This is a genomic window from Rhodococcus erythropolis NBRC 15567, from assembly GCF_001552595.1.
Classification (GTDB): domain Bacteria; phylum Actinomycetota; class Actinomycetes; order Mycobacteriales; family Mycobacteriaceae; genus Rhodococcus_F; species Rhodococcus_F erythropolis.
Window position 1 is genome coordinate 60,992 of the sequence record NZ_BCRM01000017.1, and the last position, 13,658, is coordinate 74,649.

General features: G+C 62.6%; 13 protein-coding genes. 5 read left to right on the top strand and 8 right to left on the bottom strand.

The annotated features are described in order from the left end of the window. The first annotated feature begins 4 nt into the window (after positions 1–4). On the top strand, positions 5–1,036 hold the full coding sequence (locus RE4_RS20335) for an ABC transporter substrate-binding protein (RefSeq protein ID WP_060939229.1): 1,032 nt from the start codon (positions 5–7) through the stop codon (positions 1,034–1,036). A gap of 55 nt (positions 1,037–1,091) precedes the next feature. Here RE4_RS20335 and RE4_RS20340 read toward each other — a convergent pair whose 3' ends face one another. Further along, positions 1,092–1,568 (bottom strand): MarR family winged helix-turn-helix transcriptional regulator, encoded by a 477-nt coding sequence (locus tag RE4_RS20340; RefSeq protein WP_020968249.1) that lies wholly within the window; start codon positions 1,566–1,568, stop codon positions 1,092–1,094. Between the two features lie 119 nt (positions 1,569–1,687). Here RE4_RS20340 and RE4_RS20345 point away from each other — a divergent pair, with 119 nt between their 5' ends. Together RE4_RS20345 and RE4_RS20350 are read left to right on the top strand one after the other, a co-directional pair. Next, positions 1,688–3,301 carry a DHA2 family efflux MFS transporter permease subunit gene (locus tag RE4_RS20345; RefSeq protein WP_029254323.1) on the top strand — a complete coding sequence of 538 codons (1,614 nt, stop codon included), beginning with the start codon at positions 1,688–1,690 and terminating at the stop codon, positions 3,299–3,301. 95 nt (positions 3,302–3,396) lie between these two features. After that, positions 3,397–4,065, top strand: a complete 669-nt coding sequence (locus RE4_RS20350) for a DUF6891 domain-containing protein (RefSeq protein ID WP_060939230.1) — start codon at positions 3,397–3,399, stop codon at positions 4,063–4,065. 5 nt (positions 4,066–4,070) lie between these two features. Here the strand turns inward: RE4_RS20350 and RE4_RS20355 are convergent, their stop codons facing one another. From RE4_RS20355 to RE4_RS20365, 3 genes are all read right to left on the bottom strand, one after another. After that, complete coding sequence (locus RE4_RS20355) at positions 4,071–5,837, bottom strand: cholesterol oxidase substrate-binding domain-containing protein (protein WP_060939231.1); 1,767 nt, start codon at positions 5,835–5,837, stop codon at positions 4,071–4,073. 96 nt (positions 5,838–5,933) lie between these two features. Then, complete coding sequence (locus tag RE4_RS20360) at positions 5,934–6,737, bottom strand: metal-dependent hydrolase (RefSeq protein ID WP_060939232.1); 804 nt, start codon at positions 6,735–6,737, stop codon at positions 5,934–5,936. A gap of 220 nt (positions 6,738–6,957) precedes the next feature. Continuing rightward, entirely contained in the window at positions 6,958–7,422 is a 465-nt protein-coding gene (locus tag RE4_RS20365) for a hypothetical protein (protein WP_019746594.1), read from the bottom strand. Between the two features lie 167 nt (positions 7,423–7,589). On the opposite strand from RE4_RS20365, the gene RE4_RS20370 reads away from it, so the two are divergent. Then, entirely contained in the window at positions 7,590–8,294 is a 705-nt protein-coding gene (locus RE4_RS20370; protein ID WP_003943475.1) for a response regulator transcription factor, read from the top strand. Then, on the top strand, positions 8,291–9,670 hold the full coding sequence (locus RE4_RS20375; RefSeq protein ID WP_060939233.1) for a sensor histidine kinase: 1,380 nt from the start codon (positions 8,291–8,293) through the stop codon (positions 9,668–9,670). Before RE4_RS20370 ends, RE4_RS20375 begins: the two co-directional genes overlap by 4 nt. Here the strand turns inward: RE4_RS20375 and RE4_RS30770 are convergent. The 4 genes from RE4_RS30770 to RE4_RS20395 form a co-directional block, all read right to left on the bottom strand. Beyond that, positions 9,567–10,556 carry an LLM class F420-dependent oxidoreductase gene (locus tag RE4_RS30770; RefSeq protein ID WP_020723628.1) on the bottom strand — a complete coding sequence of 330 codons (990 nt, stop codon included), beginning with the start codon at positions 10,554–10,556 and terminating at the stop codon, positions 9,567–9,569. The genes RE4_RS20375 and RE4_RS30770 overlap by 104 nt on opposite strands. A gap of 6 nt (positions 10,557–10,562) precedes the next feature. Continuing rightward, positions 10,563–11,249, bottom strand: coding sequence for an HAD family hydrolase (locus RE4_RS20385; RefSeq protein ID WP_030535692.1), 687 nt, complete (start codon positions 11,247–11,249; stop codon positions 10,563–10,565). Positions 11,250–11,518: 269 nt separating this feature from the next. Then, positions 11,519–12,970, bottom strand: coding sequence for a catalase (locus RE4_RS20390; protein WP_019746589.1), 1,452 nt, complete (start codon positions 12,968–12,970; stop codon positions 11,519–11,521). Between the two features lie 31 nt (positions 12,971–13,001). Continuing rightward, positions 13,002–13,556 carry a Fur family transcriptional regulator gene (locus tag RE4_RS20395; RefSeq protein ID WP_060939235.1) on the bottom strand — a complete coding sequence of 185 codons (555 nt, stop codon included), beginning with the start codon at positions 13,554–13,556 and terminating at the stop codon, positions 13,002–13,004. Between the last annotated feature and the right edge of the window lie 102 nt (positions 13,557–13,658).

Below are 13,658 nucleotides of genomic sequence, written 5' to 3' on the forward strand. Positions count from 1 at the left end.
CCTAATGCATTCACGCACCACTCTCCGGAGCCGCACGTCGGTCCGGGTCGCCATGGTTGCCCTGGCGACTGTTTTTGCCGCTACGGCCTGCGGTTCTTCCGACGCCGGCGGCAACGCAAACGGCAACACCGATGTCGCAACCGGCGGCAAGCTGTTCAGCACCGCCGACACGGAAACCGCGAAGCTCGGCAGCGATGCTGCGCCCGGCGAGTTCCCACGCACCATCACCCATGCTCTGGGCGAGACCACCCTCGAGGCCAAGCCGACCCGTGTCGTCGTCCTCGACAGCGGCGAACTCGACGAGGTCCTCTCGCTCGGGATCACCCCGGTCGGCATCGCCAGCCCGGAAAGTGCCGCCGGTCAGCCGTCGTACCTGGCTGACAAATTGGTCGGCGTCCCCGATGTCGGCACGACCAACAACCTCAACCTCGAGGCGATCACCGCACTGCAGCCAGATCTGATCCTCGGCAGCAAGTTGCGCCAGGACAAGCTTTACCCGCAGCTCGCGGCAATCGCGCCGACGGTCTTCAGCATCCGCCCCGGCTTCCCGTGGAAGGAGAACTTCCTCCTTGCCGGTGACGCACTCGGCGAGGAGACCAAGGCCGAGCAGGTTCTCAACGACTACCAGGCGCACGCGGATCAGGTCCGTGAGTCGATCGACGGTTCGCCGACTATCTCGCTGGTTCGCTTCATGTCCGGGAAGCTGCGCCTGTACGGCAACCTGTCGTTCATCGGCGTCATCTTGAAGGATGTCGGCCTGCCACGCCCGGCGATCCAGGACATCAACGAGTTGGCCGTCGAGGTCAGCCCGGAAACGATCACCGAGGCAGAGGGTGACCGAATCTTCTACTCCAGCTACGGAAATCCCGCAGACACCGGTCAGACCACCGTTGTCGCCGGTCCGCTGTGGGCAAGCATGGACGCAGTCAAGGAAGGCCGCGCCACCGAGGTGAGTGACGAGACCTGGTTCCTGGGCCTCGGCCCGACAGGCGCAGGCCTGGTTCTCGACGACCTGCAGGCCAAGCTCGGCAAGTAGCCGTCACCGACACAAAAAAGCCGCCCGACTCTCCGGAGTCGGGCGGCTTTTTTGTTCAGCGGTTGTCTTGCTCGAGGTGTTCGTTCATCGTCGAGTGCAGGTCGACGAGAAATTCCTCGAATCGACTGAGCAGTTCGGGCGGGTATTTCTCCATCATGGCGTCGAGTCGCACGGCAAGTGGACCGAAGAACTCGTCCGCGAGGTCCTGCACATGCGCACTGCTGTGCAGCGTGACCACGCGACGGTCTGCATTCTCACGGGTCCGGACGATATGTCCCGCCTTCTCCAGGCGGTTGAGCAACGCGGTGGTTGCGCCCGACGTCAGCGAGATCCGCTCTCCGAGGCGGGCGGGCGAGAGCGGCGTCCCCTTCTCCTCGGCAGCTGTGATTTCCATCAAGGCAGTCGCGTCGGTGGAATGCAGGCCGAGCCACGACGCGAATCGATGACTGAATTCGGTGAACGTCCCACCGTACGCGCGGAATTCGTCCATCAGCCGCTCCCGCTCCACGGAGATGTCGCGCGGTGCTTCCACCCCGTGATCCCACCTTTCCTGTGCCAGACGGCGGCCGGTCGAGCCCAGCGCGCACGTTGACAACTTACCGCCTCAAATATACCTTCACTGTGAAGTTACTTCACAATGGAGGTTTATTCGTGAACATCTCACCCACCACTCGCAAGTGGTTGGGCCTGATCGCCATCGCACTCGGCGTGGCACTGATCGTCGTCGACACCACTATCGTCAACGTCATAGTTCCCTCGATCATCGAAGATCTCGGGATCAACTCCGTTCAGGCTCAATGGATCCAAGAGTCCTACGCAATCGTGTTCGCGGCGCTCCTGCTATTGGTCGGCAGAGTTGCGGACCTGGTCGGCGCCCGTCGCATCTTCATCGCCGGTGTCGTCGTGTTCGGCGCAACGAGCCTACTGGCCGGACTGGCACCGAACGGCGGCCTGCTCATCCTGGCGCGATTCCTGCAGGGCGCCGGCGCGGCCATGATCCTGCCCACCTCACTGTCACTTCTGAACGCGATGTTCACCGGCAAAGCCCGCGGCCAGGCCTTCGCAGTCTGGGGTTCCACCATCGGTGCAGCCTCCGCTCTCGGCCCATTGCTCGGCGGCTGGCTTGCCGAACATGCCTCATGGCGTTGGGCATTCGGCATCAATATTCCGCTTGCTGCGCTCATTCTGATCGGCGCAGTGCTGTTCATCGCGCCCTCACCCCGCACCGCTGGACGCATCGACGCCACCGGAGCGGCACTGTCCATCGCCGGCCTGGGCCTGCTCGCCTTCGGCCTCGTCGAGGGACGTACGTATGGGTGGCTGACGACGAAGGAACCCTTCGATCTGTTCGGCCTGTCATGGTCCAGCGGACCGTCGCCGGTTCTGGTGGCATTGGTTCTCGCCGTTCTGTCGCTCGGTGCGTTCGCCTACCGCCAAACCATGCTCACCCGCAGCGACGATCCGTCGCGGGCGCTGATGGACGTACGACTGTTCTCCATCTCGTCGTTCCGCAACGGCAACATCGCGACGCTGATCATCGGACTCGGTGAGTTCGGAATCGTTGCGGTGCTTCCTCTCTGGCTTCAGTTCACGCTCGGGTACAGCGCACTCCAGGCAGGGCTCGCGCTGGTTCCCATTGCCATCGGCAGCTTCGTCGCCAGTGGTGCGAGCTTCGGAATGGCGTCGAAGGTCTCGCCGTTGGGCTTGGTCCGTATCGGTTTGGCCCTCGAAGCGCTCGGTCTCGCCGGTCTCGGATTCATCGCGGCGACAGACAGCCCCTGGTGGACTATCGCCGCAGTGCTCTTCTTCTACGGCATCGGTGTCGGTTTTGCGACTGCGCAGGTGACCAACGTCGTGCTCGAGGAGATTCCCGAGCAGAGCGCCGGTCAAGGCTCCGGCATTCAGAGTGCGTTCCGCCAACTCGGATCCGCACTGGGCATCGCTGTCCTCACCACGGTCTTCTTCAGCACTCTCAATTCCACGCTGAACAACGACCTCACCGAATCCGGTGTCGACCAAGCTCAGGCTGATCAGTTGACGCGTGCTGTCACCGACAGCGCGGGCGCCGCCATCGACTCGCTGGCCGGGTCACCGAGCACCGCTTTCGTCGCCGACGCTGCACAGTCTGCAATGACTCACGGGATCACACTCGGCGGATACCTTGCGGCCGGATTTGTCGTGGTCGGCCTGATCGCCACCGCGCTCATCCCGAACAAGCCTGCCCCGTCGACCGAGGAGGAAACAAAGGCAGCAGCCGACGCCTGACGGCCGGATCGGTGCAGTACGGTGCCGGTATGCGATTGCCCTGGTCACGGTCAGCACAGTCACGTCGGTCAGCACGGTCACGTCAGCCTGCAACGGTGCTCAGCGCGGCCGACATCGTGGCCGTCCGTGAGCAAGCACGCGAATTGGTAGTCCCCGGGTTCGCGACGTTCGACGCAATCTGCGAAGCCGCCCGAGACTGTGTCGAGGGCGGTTTCGAGAACGATGAACTCGGCAGACAGATCGACGCAGTAGTGCGTGAGGTCTGGGACCGAAGGCTCGGGGAGCAGACCCAGTGGACGGGTCCCGGCGACTTCGAGCGCGTATCCGCCGCCTTCGCAGAACTCGAGCGCAGCGGCATCGTGGCCCGCATGAACTTCACCTGCTGCATGCAGTGCGGCACTACCGAAATCGACGACGAACGCACGCCGTCCGAACCGGACGAGAACGGGTATCCCTTTGCTCAGTGGGCGTACACGTTCTTCCACATGCAAGATGCGGAGCGTCTCGGCGACGAGCCGTCCGATCTCTACTTGTCCTACAGTGCGTTTCGTCCGGCCCACGATCTCGATCCCGCGCTGGTCTCCGCCGCGTTCGGCGGCGACGAAACCGCCAAGGCACAGATGATCGCGCACACCGATCAGACCGTCGGGCGCCAGGTAGCCGACGCACTCCGAGCCCAGGGACTGAGCGTCGACTGGAACGGTGACAACAATCAGCGCATCCGCATCTCCGACGTGCGCTGGCGCAAACCACTACCGCAGTAGGAGATTCAGCTGGGTGGCAAGACGCGGTCGATGAACGTATTGCTGAAGACGCGGTGCGGGTCGTGTTCGTCCAGAGTGGCGAGAGCGAAGTCCCAGTTCCCGTCGCCACCGGCACGGAAGGTGGCAGGCACTGTGCTGGTGAGGAATTCGTCGTCCTGGTACGCAGCTTGATCGGTGAATGCCCATCCCTTGGACCACTCCGGACGGAAAGTCGCGTAATCGCCGGAGTAGTTCGCGACCATCCACCGTTCCATCTCGCGAAGGAACGCGGGCAATCCCGCGGTGCCGGGAATCGAGACCACGTTCATCCAGATCGCCGTATCCCAGTCCTGACGATCCGCCCGGGGCCGCACCGCTGACAGATCCGGCACGCCGGCGCTGTCGACAAGGACTTCGCCACTGTCATCGACACCACAGAGACGCACTTCGAACGGCATGTTGACGGGATACTGCCCCCGCGACGCGTAGTGCGTCATTCGCTCGTTCAACCAACTCGTCATCTCGTGGACGACTCGGCCGATGTTGGACCGCTTGGTGATCACCGCGCCGCCGCCCGCTACTACGCGCAACGTCGTGTGCCGCAGGTAGAACAGAACATCTTTTGACCAGCCCCACAGATCGTCGGTGTCGGTCAGCGCCAATCCTGCTGCTACAGCTCCGAACTGAGAGGCGCCGAACAGCGGTGTCGCAGCTTGAAGGCCCTGCGCCACCATCCCCAACGGGGTGGTGACTTCTTCGGGAATCGCGTCGGAGAAGAAGTAGTTGTACGGCCCGCTCACCTCTCGGGACTCCGGTGGTTTGACCGGGGTCGGCGTCCAGACCTTGAGCCACGGTGTTTGCGTGAACGGGAACCAGATCGCCTCCACCCGTCCGGATTTCTCGACAAAACTCTCGTAGGTACGCCCTGGCGAACCGGGAGCAGCAAAGAGTTCTTGCCACGGAATGTCGGTGAAACTCTGGCACCGCAGCCGATAATTCTCCCCGGCTTGCAGCGTCACGGAGGTGACGAAGGTTCGGCCCAGGTGAGTCAGGAAAGCCGTGATCTCGTCATCTGATCGGTGAAAAGTCTTCAGCCCGTATCGATTGCGGCCTTCGTCCCACGCCACCACCGTGATCTCGGTGATCAGATTGCTCAGCGAACCATACGATTGACCAGGGGTGATCGTCTCCCCCACCGCCGGATAGGTTGCCCCGTGAGCGCCGATCGCCAGCGCGCCGGCGATGGACAGCTCACCGATCGCCGGAGCGTTGGCCCAGCCGAGCCCCTCGCGCTCGAGCGCTGTCAGAATCGCTTCGATACTGGCGCCGGCGCCCGCCGTGACTGTTGCGGGCGTGCCGTGCTGCACCACAACCGAATTCAAGTTCGCCATCGTATCGACCAGCAGAACTCGATCCGAAGGCGCGCCGGGCACCACCGTCAACGGACTCCACCCGTGCATCGTTCCCTTCGCACGCACTGTGTACCCGTTGTCGAACGCCCAGTTGGCGAGGGTGACGACGTCGTCGCTATGACGTGCCGTCGCCGTCCACACACTCTCGAGCATGATTTCTCGCGACCAGTTCGCGTATGCCTGCTGCGACAACGGAATGTCCGACGGAAATCCGGGCGGTGGCGCGATGGTCGATGCCGAGCCCCAGGGAACAGCTCCCGCCGGTGCCCAGGAAATACCCGCGAGAGCAGCTGCGCCGACACTCGCTGCGAGAAATCCGCGCCGGCTCACACCGTCTTCTCTCGAGCTGTGCTCCGCCTTGCGCTCTGCTTGATGCACCACTGCTCACTCCGTCAGCCGACTCGGTTCATGTCAGGGACGAACGTAGAACAAATATGATTACGATGCCAGTGGTTCCGTAATAAAAGATTTAGATGCTCACTGCACCATCGGAGCGAAGACGGCGTAGATCGCTTCCGGGGCGCCGTCGAAAGCACTGATGATCAACCAGGCAGTCAGGACCGTCAGCGCCGGCCCGATTAGAATCTTCTCGAGGTTCCCACCTGCGCGGATGGACAGAAATGACGGCAGCCGTTGTTCCCACCACCGCTTGCCGCCGAGCGGAATCAGGGGCGCGAGAAACGGCACCCCTTCCTTGGTGATCGCATCGCCGAGACAGTGTGTGGCGCAGCCCAGTGCCACTGCAACACCTAGCCCGGTGGATCCGGCCTCACTCGGATACCACTGCCAGGTGAGGGCCGAGAGCACCAACGCAACGGCGGAGACGGCGAGCCAACCCTTCTCCTTGGCCAATTCACCCGCCAATCCTCGGATCGCCAACCCGAGGCAGAAGAACAGCGTGATGATGATGGCGGGCTTCCCGAACTGAACAACCAGCGCCGAGACCCCGGCACCAAGACCGGCGGCAAACAGTGCGGTGTGCGTGAGCGTCCGATGCCCACCACGACGCTTGCCGTCCTTCTTGCCTCTGGTGATGCGGTAGAAGGTCACCGAAATTGCGTCGATACCTTTGGCCAGCGCTTTGCTGAGCGGACCGAATGATCGGGAAACCGTCGACTGACCGGTATCGAGGTCGGGAAGCAAGGCGGCTCCCGCGCACACACCGGCAAAGGTCAAGGTTTCAGCGGTGGATGTGGGCCCTCCCCAATCGAGAGGCAACAACTCTGCAACCACCAACCCCACAGCAGCACCGGACATCGCGTGGGTGGGGCCCATGACCATGAAACACAACACCTTTCGAAACGCGCCCCGCATCAGGCCGTACCGCACCCTCTGCAAGACACCACACACATGACGCCGTCGGCGACGGTCTCGGCATGCTCGCCGAGACCGCCCCGAACGTAGCAAGTGCTACCGACAGGGTTGACCAACCTCCGGACCTGGTTGAGTACGGCCGTACCGTTCCAGGTCAAAGCGGTTCATGCGGAGCTTTTTTCGCTCGTCAGCCCGCAGCAACCGCGCATGACAGGGCAACGCCTTCCTCCAGCGGAGCGACGCCTGCCATGTTGAGCACCTCTGCCGGAACACCCTCGATCGCCGGAGCCCATTCGACGGTCGGCAACGCCGGCACCCCTTCACGCGCAATGAATGTCGCGGCGTCGCCAGGGACTTCGATCGTGATTGCGGCTGTGCCCGCCTCCTCGGCGCGCACAACCTTGCCCTCGTCGATGAGCTTCTGCAGCTCCTCGTCGGAAATCGGCGTCGCGGCACCACACGCTACTTCCGGAGCCACACCCGCCTCTGACGGAGCGGTCGCGATCGATCGCACCGCCACCGGCGACCCGTCGGAAATCGGGTTGGAAGCCCAGGCGATTCCCGGCGCCACGGCCATACCGAGGACCGCCACCGACGCCACCACCACACCGGTCCGGCTGGCCCGCTTGCCGTTCACTTTCAATCGCGTCATCGTTGTTCTCCTTGATCGAACGTTCTCGAATTCTCGGCGCGGTCGCATCCGAGAAACCCGAGGTTATGAAGCCAACACTGCAGATCTGTTGTCGGTTTCTTAGGAGTTGATGAGAATGCGGCGGCCCTCGCTCCGAGCGAGGCCCCAGGTCGCAATCCGATGGCACCATGGCTGGAGTGAGTACACGCGAGCGCATCCTGATCGTTGACGACGACGCGAAGGTTCTGAATTCGCTCGAACGTGGACTCCGATTGTCGGGCTTCGACACGGCAACTGCCGTCGACGGACGATCGGCTTTGTCATCGGTGAACAAGCAATGCCCGGCCGCACTCGTTCTCGACGTCAACATGCCCGGCCTCGACGGCGTCGGAGTGGTAACCGCCCTGCGCGCGATCGGCAACGAGGTTCCGATCTGCGTACTCAGCGCCCGAAGTTCCGTGGGTGACCGCATCGCGGGGCTGGAGGCGGGCGCCGACGACTACCTCACCAAGCCCTTCGAATTGGCCGAGCTCGTCGCCAGACTGCGCGCATTGCTACGACGCACGACGCGAGCCACTCCGTCGGTCGACCATCCGATCACGGTGGGACCGCTGACGGTCGATCTCCGTGGCCATCGAGCACACATCGACGGTAGGCGAATCGAACTCACCAAAAGAGAATTCGACCTGTTGTCGGTACTCGCCGAGCATGCCGGTGTCGTACTCAGTCGCGCACAACTCCTGCGACTCGTCTGGGGTTACGACTTCGCTGCCGACACCAATGTCGTCGACGTCTTCGTCACCTACCTACGCAAGAAACTCGAAGTCGACGGGGCGCCCCGCGTGATCCACACGGTGCGCGGAGTGGGCTTCGTCCTGAGGGCCGAACGATGAAGCGGCCGCTGTCACTTCAGACCCGGGTAGCCATCGCGTCGGGCCTGGCCGCCGGAATCGTGATTGCCGCGATCGGAATTGCGTTCGCGGTCTTCCTGCGCGTCAACGGATCCGAACAACTCGAACGCACTCTCGATTCCGTCACCCTGGGCGTCGCAGCGAGTGCGCCGAGCCCCCTATTCATCGAAACACCAACTGCAACCACAGAACCATTCGTGGTCAGCCCTGGATTCAACGCCACGACCGTCAGCGCCTTGGCTACCACCGATGTTCGCAGTCGGGATGTTCTCGTGCCCGGCGACAGCGGCGCCGCACTGGCCGTCAGCATCCCCGAAGACCCACTGACCCAGGCAATCCGTGAGCAGCAGTTCCAAGTGGCCGCTGCGGCAGTGGTCGCCATCCTTGCCGCGGCCGGGCTCGGCTGGTTCCTCACAGGCCGAGCCGTCCGGCCTCTACAGCAATTGACCGAGACCACCAGTTCGATCGGCAACAACCTCGACGTCGAAGGACTCTCGCGCCGGGCACCGTCGGTTCGTGGAACGCGCGAAGCCGAAGAACTGTCGGAGGCAATCCACAGCATGCTCAGTCGCATCGAAACCGATAGAAGCCGCACCGAAGAGGCGTTGGAGTCGGCACGCGATTTCGCTCGCGTCTCCGCCCACGAACTACGCACACCTCTCACGTCGATGCGTACCGATCTCGAAGTTCTCGCAACACTGGATCTCACGGAAAGCCAACGCCGCGAACTGTCCGGCGAGTTGTTGGAGGCGCAGCGCCAGATCGAGCGCACCCTGACCGATCTCGAGACGCTCGCCCTGGGTGAAGTGGCCGATCCGGAGGATTGTGCCGACGTCGATCTCGTGGAGGTTGCCGATCGCGCCGTCGCTGACGCCGGCCGTCTGCACCCTCAGGTCGACGTTCGTTTGAAAGCACCGGAAGAACTTTCGGTTCAGGCCTTTCCCGCGGGCATCCGTCTGGTGTTGACCAACGCCGTCACCAACTCCGTTCGGCACGGCAATGCCGACGAAGTCGAGATCACCGTCCGATCAGGGGCTGCCACCGGTTCGGCGACGGTATTCGTCGACGACAACGGCACCGTGATCGCGCCGTCGGAACGCGAAGCGATGTTCGAACGATTTGTTCGTGGTACCGGCGCCGGCGACGCCGGAAGCGGTTTGGGGTTGGCCCTCGTCGCGCAGCAGGCGCGACTGCACGGCGGTAGCGCGCGACTCGACGCGAGCCCACTAGGCGGAACTCGATTGATATTCTCGATCAACCCAATTCGACATGCAGAGCCTCGAGCAGCGGCTTGGCTGCCTCGTCGAAGAATCGGTCTTGGGTATCTCCACCGATCTGTACCAGCGCCACATCGGTGAACCCGGCATCCGTGTACGCCTTGACTGCCTCCACGATGACATCGAGATCAGGGCCACACGGAATACTTTCCGCCACATCCTCTTTGCGCACGAACTGAGTCGCACCTGCGAAACTCGCCGGTGTGGGTAGTTCGGAGTTCACAGACCACCCTCCACCGAACCACCGGAACTGCTGATGAGCGCGAGCGATCGCCGTGTCGCGATCAGGATCCCACGAGATCGGAATCTGACCGATGGTCCGGCCTGCTGGAGCCAACCCGTACGCCCGGCCGTGAACATGCTTCCACTGGTGCACCAGATCCGAATCCGGTTGCACGGCAATCAGGTCATCGGCCATCGGACCGAAACGCTCGACGGACTTGTCGCCGGACATGGCCAGCGCCAGGGGAACCGGGTTCTCCGGGAGATCCCAGATCCGCGCGGACTGAACGTCGAAGTACTCCCCCTTCCAGCTCACCAGATCCCCGGCAAGCAGTGCACGAATGATGCTCACTGCCTCCTGCAGCATGTCGTGCCGGGTGTCGACGGACGGCCACCCCTCGCCGACCACATGCTCGTTCAGGCTCTCGCCACTTCCCAATCCCAGTGTGAAGCGCCCGTCCGCGAGGATCTGGATCGTCGCGGCTTTCTGCGCGACCACGGCAGGGTGGTACCTGACGGTCGGACAAGTCACATACGTCATCAACCCGACTCGCTCGGTGGCATGGGCAACTGCTCCCAGCACCGACCAGGCGTAAGGCGCATGCCCCTGCTCGGTCAGCCACGGCGAGTAATGATCACTCATCACTTCGAAGTCGAAGCCGACTTCTTCGGCCCGAACTGCATGGCGGACCAGTTCTTTCGGGCCGGCCTGTTCGGTCATCAAGGTATAGCCGAATCGTGCCATCACTGATCAACTCCCGGTATCTTGGCCTGAAACGAGTTCGGAAATCACACTGCCGTCGAGGTGGTCGAGAAGGTCGCGGGCGTCGTCGTACACCTCCGCCGCACCCGCGCCGTCGAGTTCGTCGGTCGACATGCCGCCGCTGCGCACTCCCACAGCCACAACGCCTGCCGATGTCGCCGCCTTCATGTCCCAGACGGCGTCTCCGACCATGACCGCATCGCCCGCGTCGACACCTGCCTTCGCGAGCGCGATTTCGATCAGGTCCGGATCAGGCTTGGCCTCGTCGACGGATTCCGAAGAGGTCGCGGCGTAGATCATTTCGTCGATGTCGAGCGTCTGGCGCAACAACTCCAGTTCGTCGTCGGGCGCCGAGGTAGCGAGCACGACGTGCAGTCCGAGCGAGTGAACTCGGCGGATCAACTCTCGCGCTCCCGGCAGTACTCGGAGACGGTCAGCCGACTGCCGGTAGTACTTGGTGTGAAGTTCCTTGGCCCGAGGCCCGCACCCGTCGATGTCTTCGCCGAGCAACGTCTCCAGTAGTTGGTCTCCGTCCATGCCGATGCAGCGGTGCACCCGCCACGCGTCAACCGGGCGACCCACCTCGAAGAAGGCTCGCGACCACGCTTCTACATGCAGATAGTTGGAATCGACGAGCGTTCCGTCGATGTCGAAGAGAACTGCACCTGTTGCCATGGGAATTGACTGCCCAACACCTCGGTTCGCGAAACTTGTGCCCCGAGCATTCTCCGCTCGAGAAGCGGATCATGGAGAGTGCGGACAGCAGAAGTGCACGTCGAACAGGGGTGTCGTCATGGAGTCAGTGGTTGTGTTCCTTCTCGCATGCTTCGTCTACTGGTTCGCACTGCTGTAGTTGGGCAGACAAAAACGGACCGCTGCCGGGAAGTGATTTCCCTTGCAGCGGTCCGCATTCGGTAAACCTAGGCGATGCTCATGTCAGCGGGTCACTGACCTGCGCGTACACCTTCTTCGACGCGCTTGCCCAAATCTGCGTCGACGTTCTTCCAGTACTCGAAGACACGCAGTAGAACTTCTTCGCTGACGCCGGCAAGGGCGTGGCCGACGATGTTGCTCACCAGGCGCTCACGAGCTGCGTCGTCGAGAACTTCACGGACCAGCGTTCCGGCCTGCGTGAAGTCGCCGTCCTCGGCGTGCTCGATGTATCCGGCGCGCACTGCCTTGCCGTCGAACGACCACAGGCCTTCGTCACCGGCAACAGACGGATCGGCGTGAGGTCCGCCGTACGAGTTGGGTGCGTACACCGGCGTCGACGGGGAATTGAAGCTGTAACGCATGGCGCCCTCCTTGGAGTAGGAGTTCACCTCGTTCTTCGGCGCGTTGACCGGCAGGTCGGCGTAGTTGGTGCCGATGCGGTAACGATGTGCGTCGGCGTAGGAGAAGACGCGGCCCAGAAGCATCTTGTCCGGGCTGAATCCGATGCCGGGCACCACGTTCGACGGCTCGAAGGATGCCTGCTCGATCTGCGCGAAGAAGTTCTCCGGATTACGGTTCAGCGTCCACTTGCCGACCTCGATCAGCGGGTAGTCCTTCTGGGACCAGACCTTGGTGAGGTCGAACGGGTTGAAGCGGTAGCCTTCGGCCTCGTCGACCGGCATGATCTGAACCTTGAGGGTCCAGCTCGGGAAATTACCGGCTTCGATGGCGTTGTACAGATCCGCGCGGTGGTAGTCGGGATCGCTACCGGCGAGGCTGTCTGCTTCTGCCTGCGTCAGGAACTCGATGCCCTGATCGGTCTTGAAGTGGTACTTCACCCAGAAGCGTTCACCCGCAGCGTTGACCCACTGGTAGGTGTGCGATCCGAAGCCGTCCATGTTGCGCCAGGTCTTCGGGATACCGCGGTCACCCATCAACCAGGTCACCTGGTGAGCCGTTTCGGGACGCAGAGTCCAGAAGTCCCACTGCATGTCGTGGTCACGAAGACCGGAGCCTGGCAGTCGCTTCTGCGAACGGATGAAGTCGGGGAACTTGATGGCGTCCTTGATGAAGAACACCGGGGTGTTGTTGCCGACGAGGTCGTAGTTTCCCTCTTCGGTGTAGAACTTCATCGCGAAACCGCGCGGATCGCGCCAGGTGTCCGGGCTGCCCTGCTCACCGGCGACGGTGGAGAAGCGGACGAGCGACTCGGTCTTCTTACCCGGCTGCAGGAACGCGGCCTTGGTGTACTTGCTGACGTCGTGTGTGATGACGAGTTCACCGAAAGCGCCGCCGCCCTTGGCGTGGACGATGCGCTCCGGGACACGCTCGCGGTTGAACTGCGCGAGCTTCTCGATCAGGTAGTGGTCGTGAAGGAGCACCGGCCCCTGAATACCCGCGGTCAGCGATTCGTCATCACTTGCGACCGCGATACCGAAATTGTTGGTGGTGGGCTTGGTCATGGCGAAGCCTCCTAGCGTTGTGGGCTGGGCGTCAGAGGAGCGGGGCTGCATCCGAGCCGAACGCATGGGCTGCATGCGAAGGGGCTGGCTCGGAGGTTCTGGACGCATCAATTCGATTCTGCGAGACCGTGTCCGACGCGATGTCGGATTCGGCAGAATTCTTCAGGCAATCTTCGCAACGGCCCCAGAACACGACCTCGGCTTCGTCGATTTCGAAGCCGTGATTATCGGAAGGTTCGAGGCAGGGAGCTTGGCCGACAACACAATCGACGTCGACGACCTTGCCGCAGCCGCGACAGACGAGATGATGGTGGTTGTCACCAGTTCTCGTCTCGAACCGTGCGGGTGAACCCGCCGGCTCGATGCGTCGCAGCAATCCTGCGTTCACGCATGCCTTGAGCACGTCGTAAACGGCCTGTGTGGATACCGATCCGAGCTGCTGCCGCACGAGCGCTGCAACAGAATCGGCGTCTGAATGCGGTTGGGCTGTAACCGCATCCAGCACGGCGAGGCGCGGAGCAGTGATCCTCAACCCGACGGCGCGCAGTTGCGCTCGGGGGTCGAAGTCATGCTCTCCGTCTCGCATGTTTCCCAGTATGCCGCTTTTCTGGAATTAGTCAAGAAAAGGATTGCCTAAGTTGAATCGAGACCGGCGTCACACCCGGTGACATCACATCCAATACGTCGC

Bases quoted from the DNA above. Each gene is read 5' to 3' on its own strand.
- RE4_RS20375 (WP_060939233.1), top strand. From the start codon at position 8,291: ATGAAGCGGCCGCTGTCACTTCAGACCCGGGTAGCCATCGCGTCGGGC.
- RE4_RS20395 (WP_060939235.1), bottom strand. From the start codon at position 13,556: ATGCGAGACGGAGAGCATGACTTCGACCCCCGAGCGCAACTGCGCGCC.
- RE4_RS20370 (WP_003943475.1), top strand. From the start codon at position 7,590: ATGGCTGGAGTGAGTACACGCGAGCGCATCCTGATCGTTGACGACGAC.
- RE4_RS20335 (WP_060939229.1), top strand. From the start codon at position 5: ATGCATTCACGCACCACTCTCCGGAGCCGCACGTCGGTCCGGGTCGCC.
- RE4_RS30770 (WP_020723628.1), bottom strand. From the start codon at position 10,556: ATGGCACGATTCGGCTATACCTTGATGACCGAACAGGCCGGCCCGAAA.
- RE4_RS20390 (WP_019746589.1), bottom strand. From the start codon at position 12,970: ATGACCAAGCCCACCACCAACAATTTCGGTATCGCGGTCGCAAGTGAT.
- RE4_RS20365 (WP_019746594.1), bottom strand. From the start codon at position 7,422: ATGACGCGATTGAAAGTGAACGGCAAGCGGGCCAGCCGGACCGGTGTG.
- RE4_RS20385 (WP_030535692.1), bottom strand. From the start codon at position 11,249: ATGGCAACAGGTGCAGTTCTCTTCGACATCGACGGAACGCTCGTCGAT.
- RE4_RS20360 (WP_060939232.1), bottom strand. From the start codon at position 6,737: ATGGTCATGGGCCCCACCCACGCGATGTCCGGTGCTGCTGTGGGGTTG.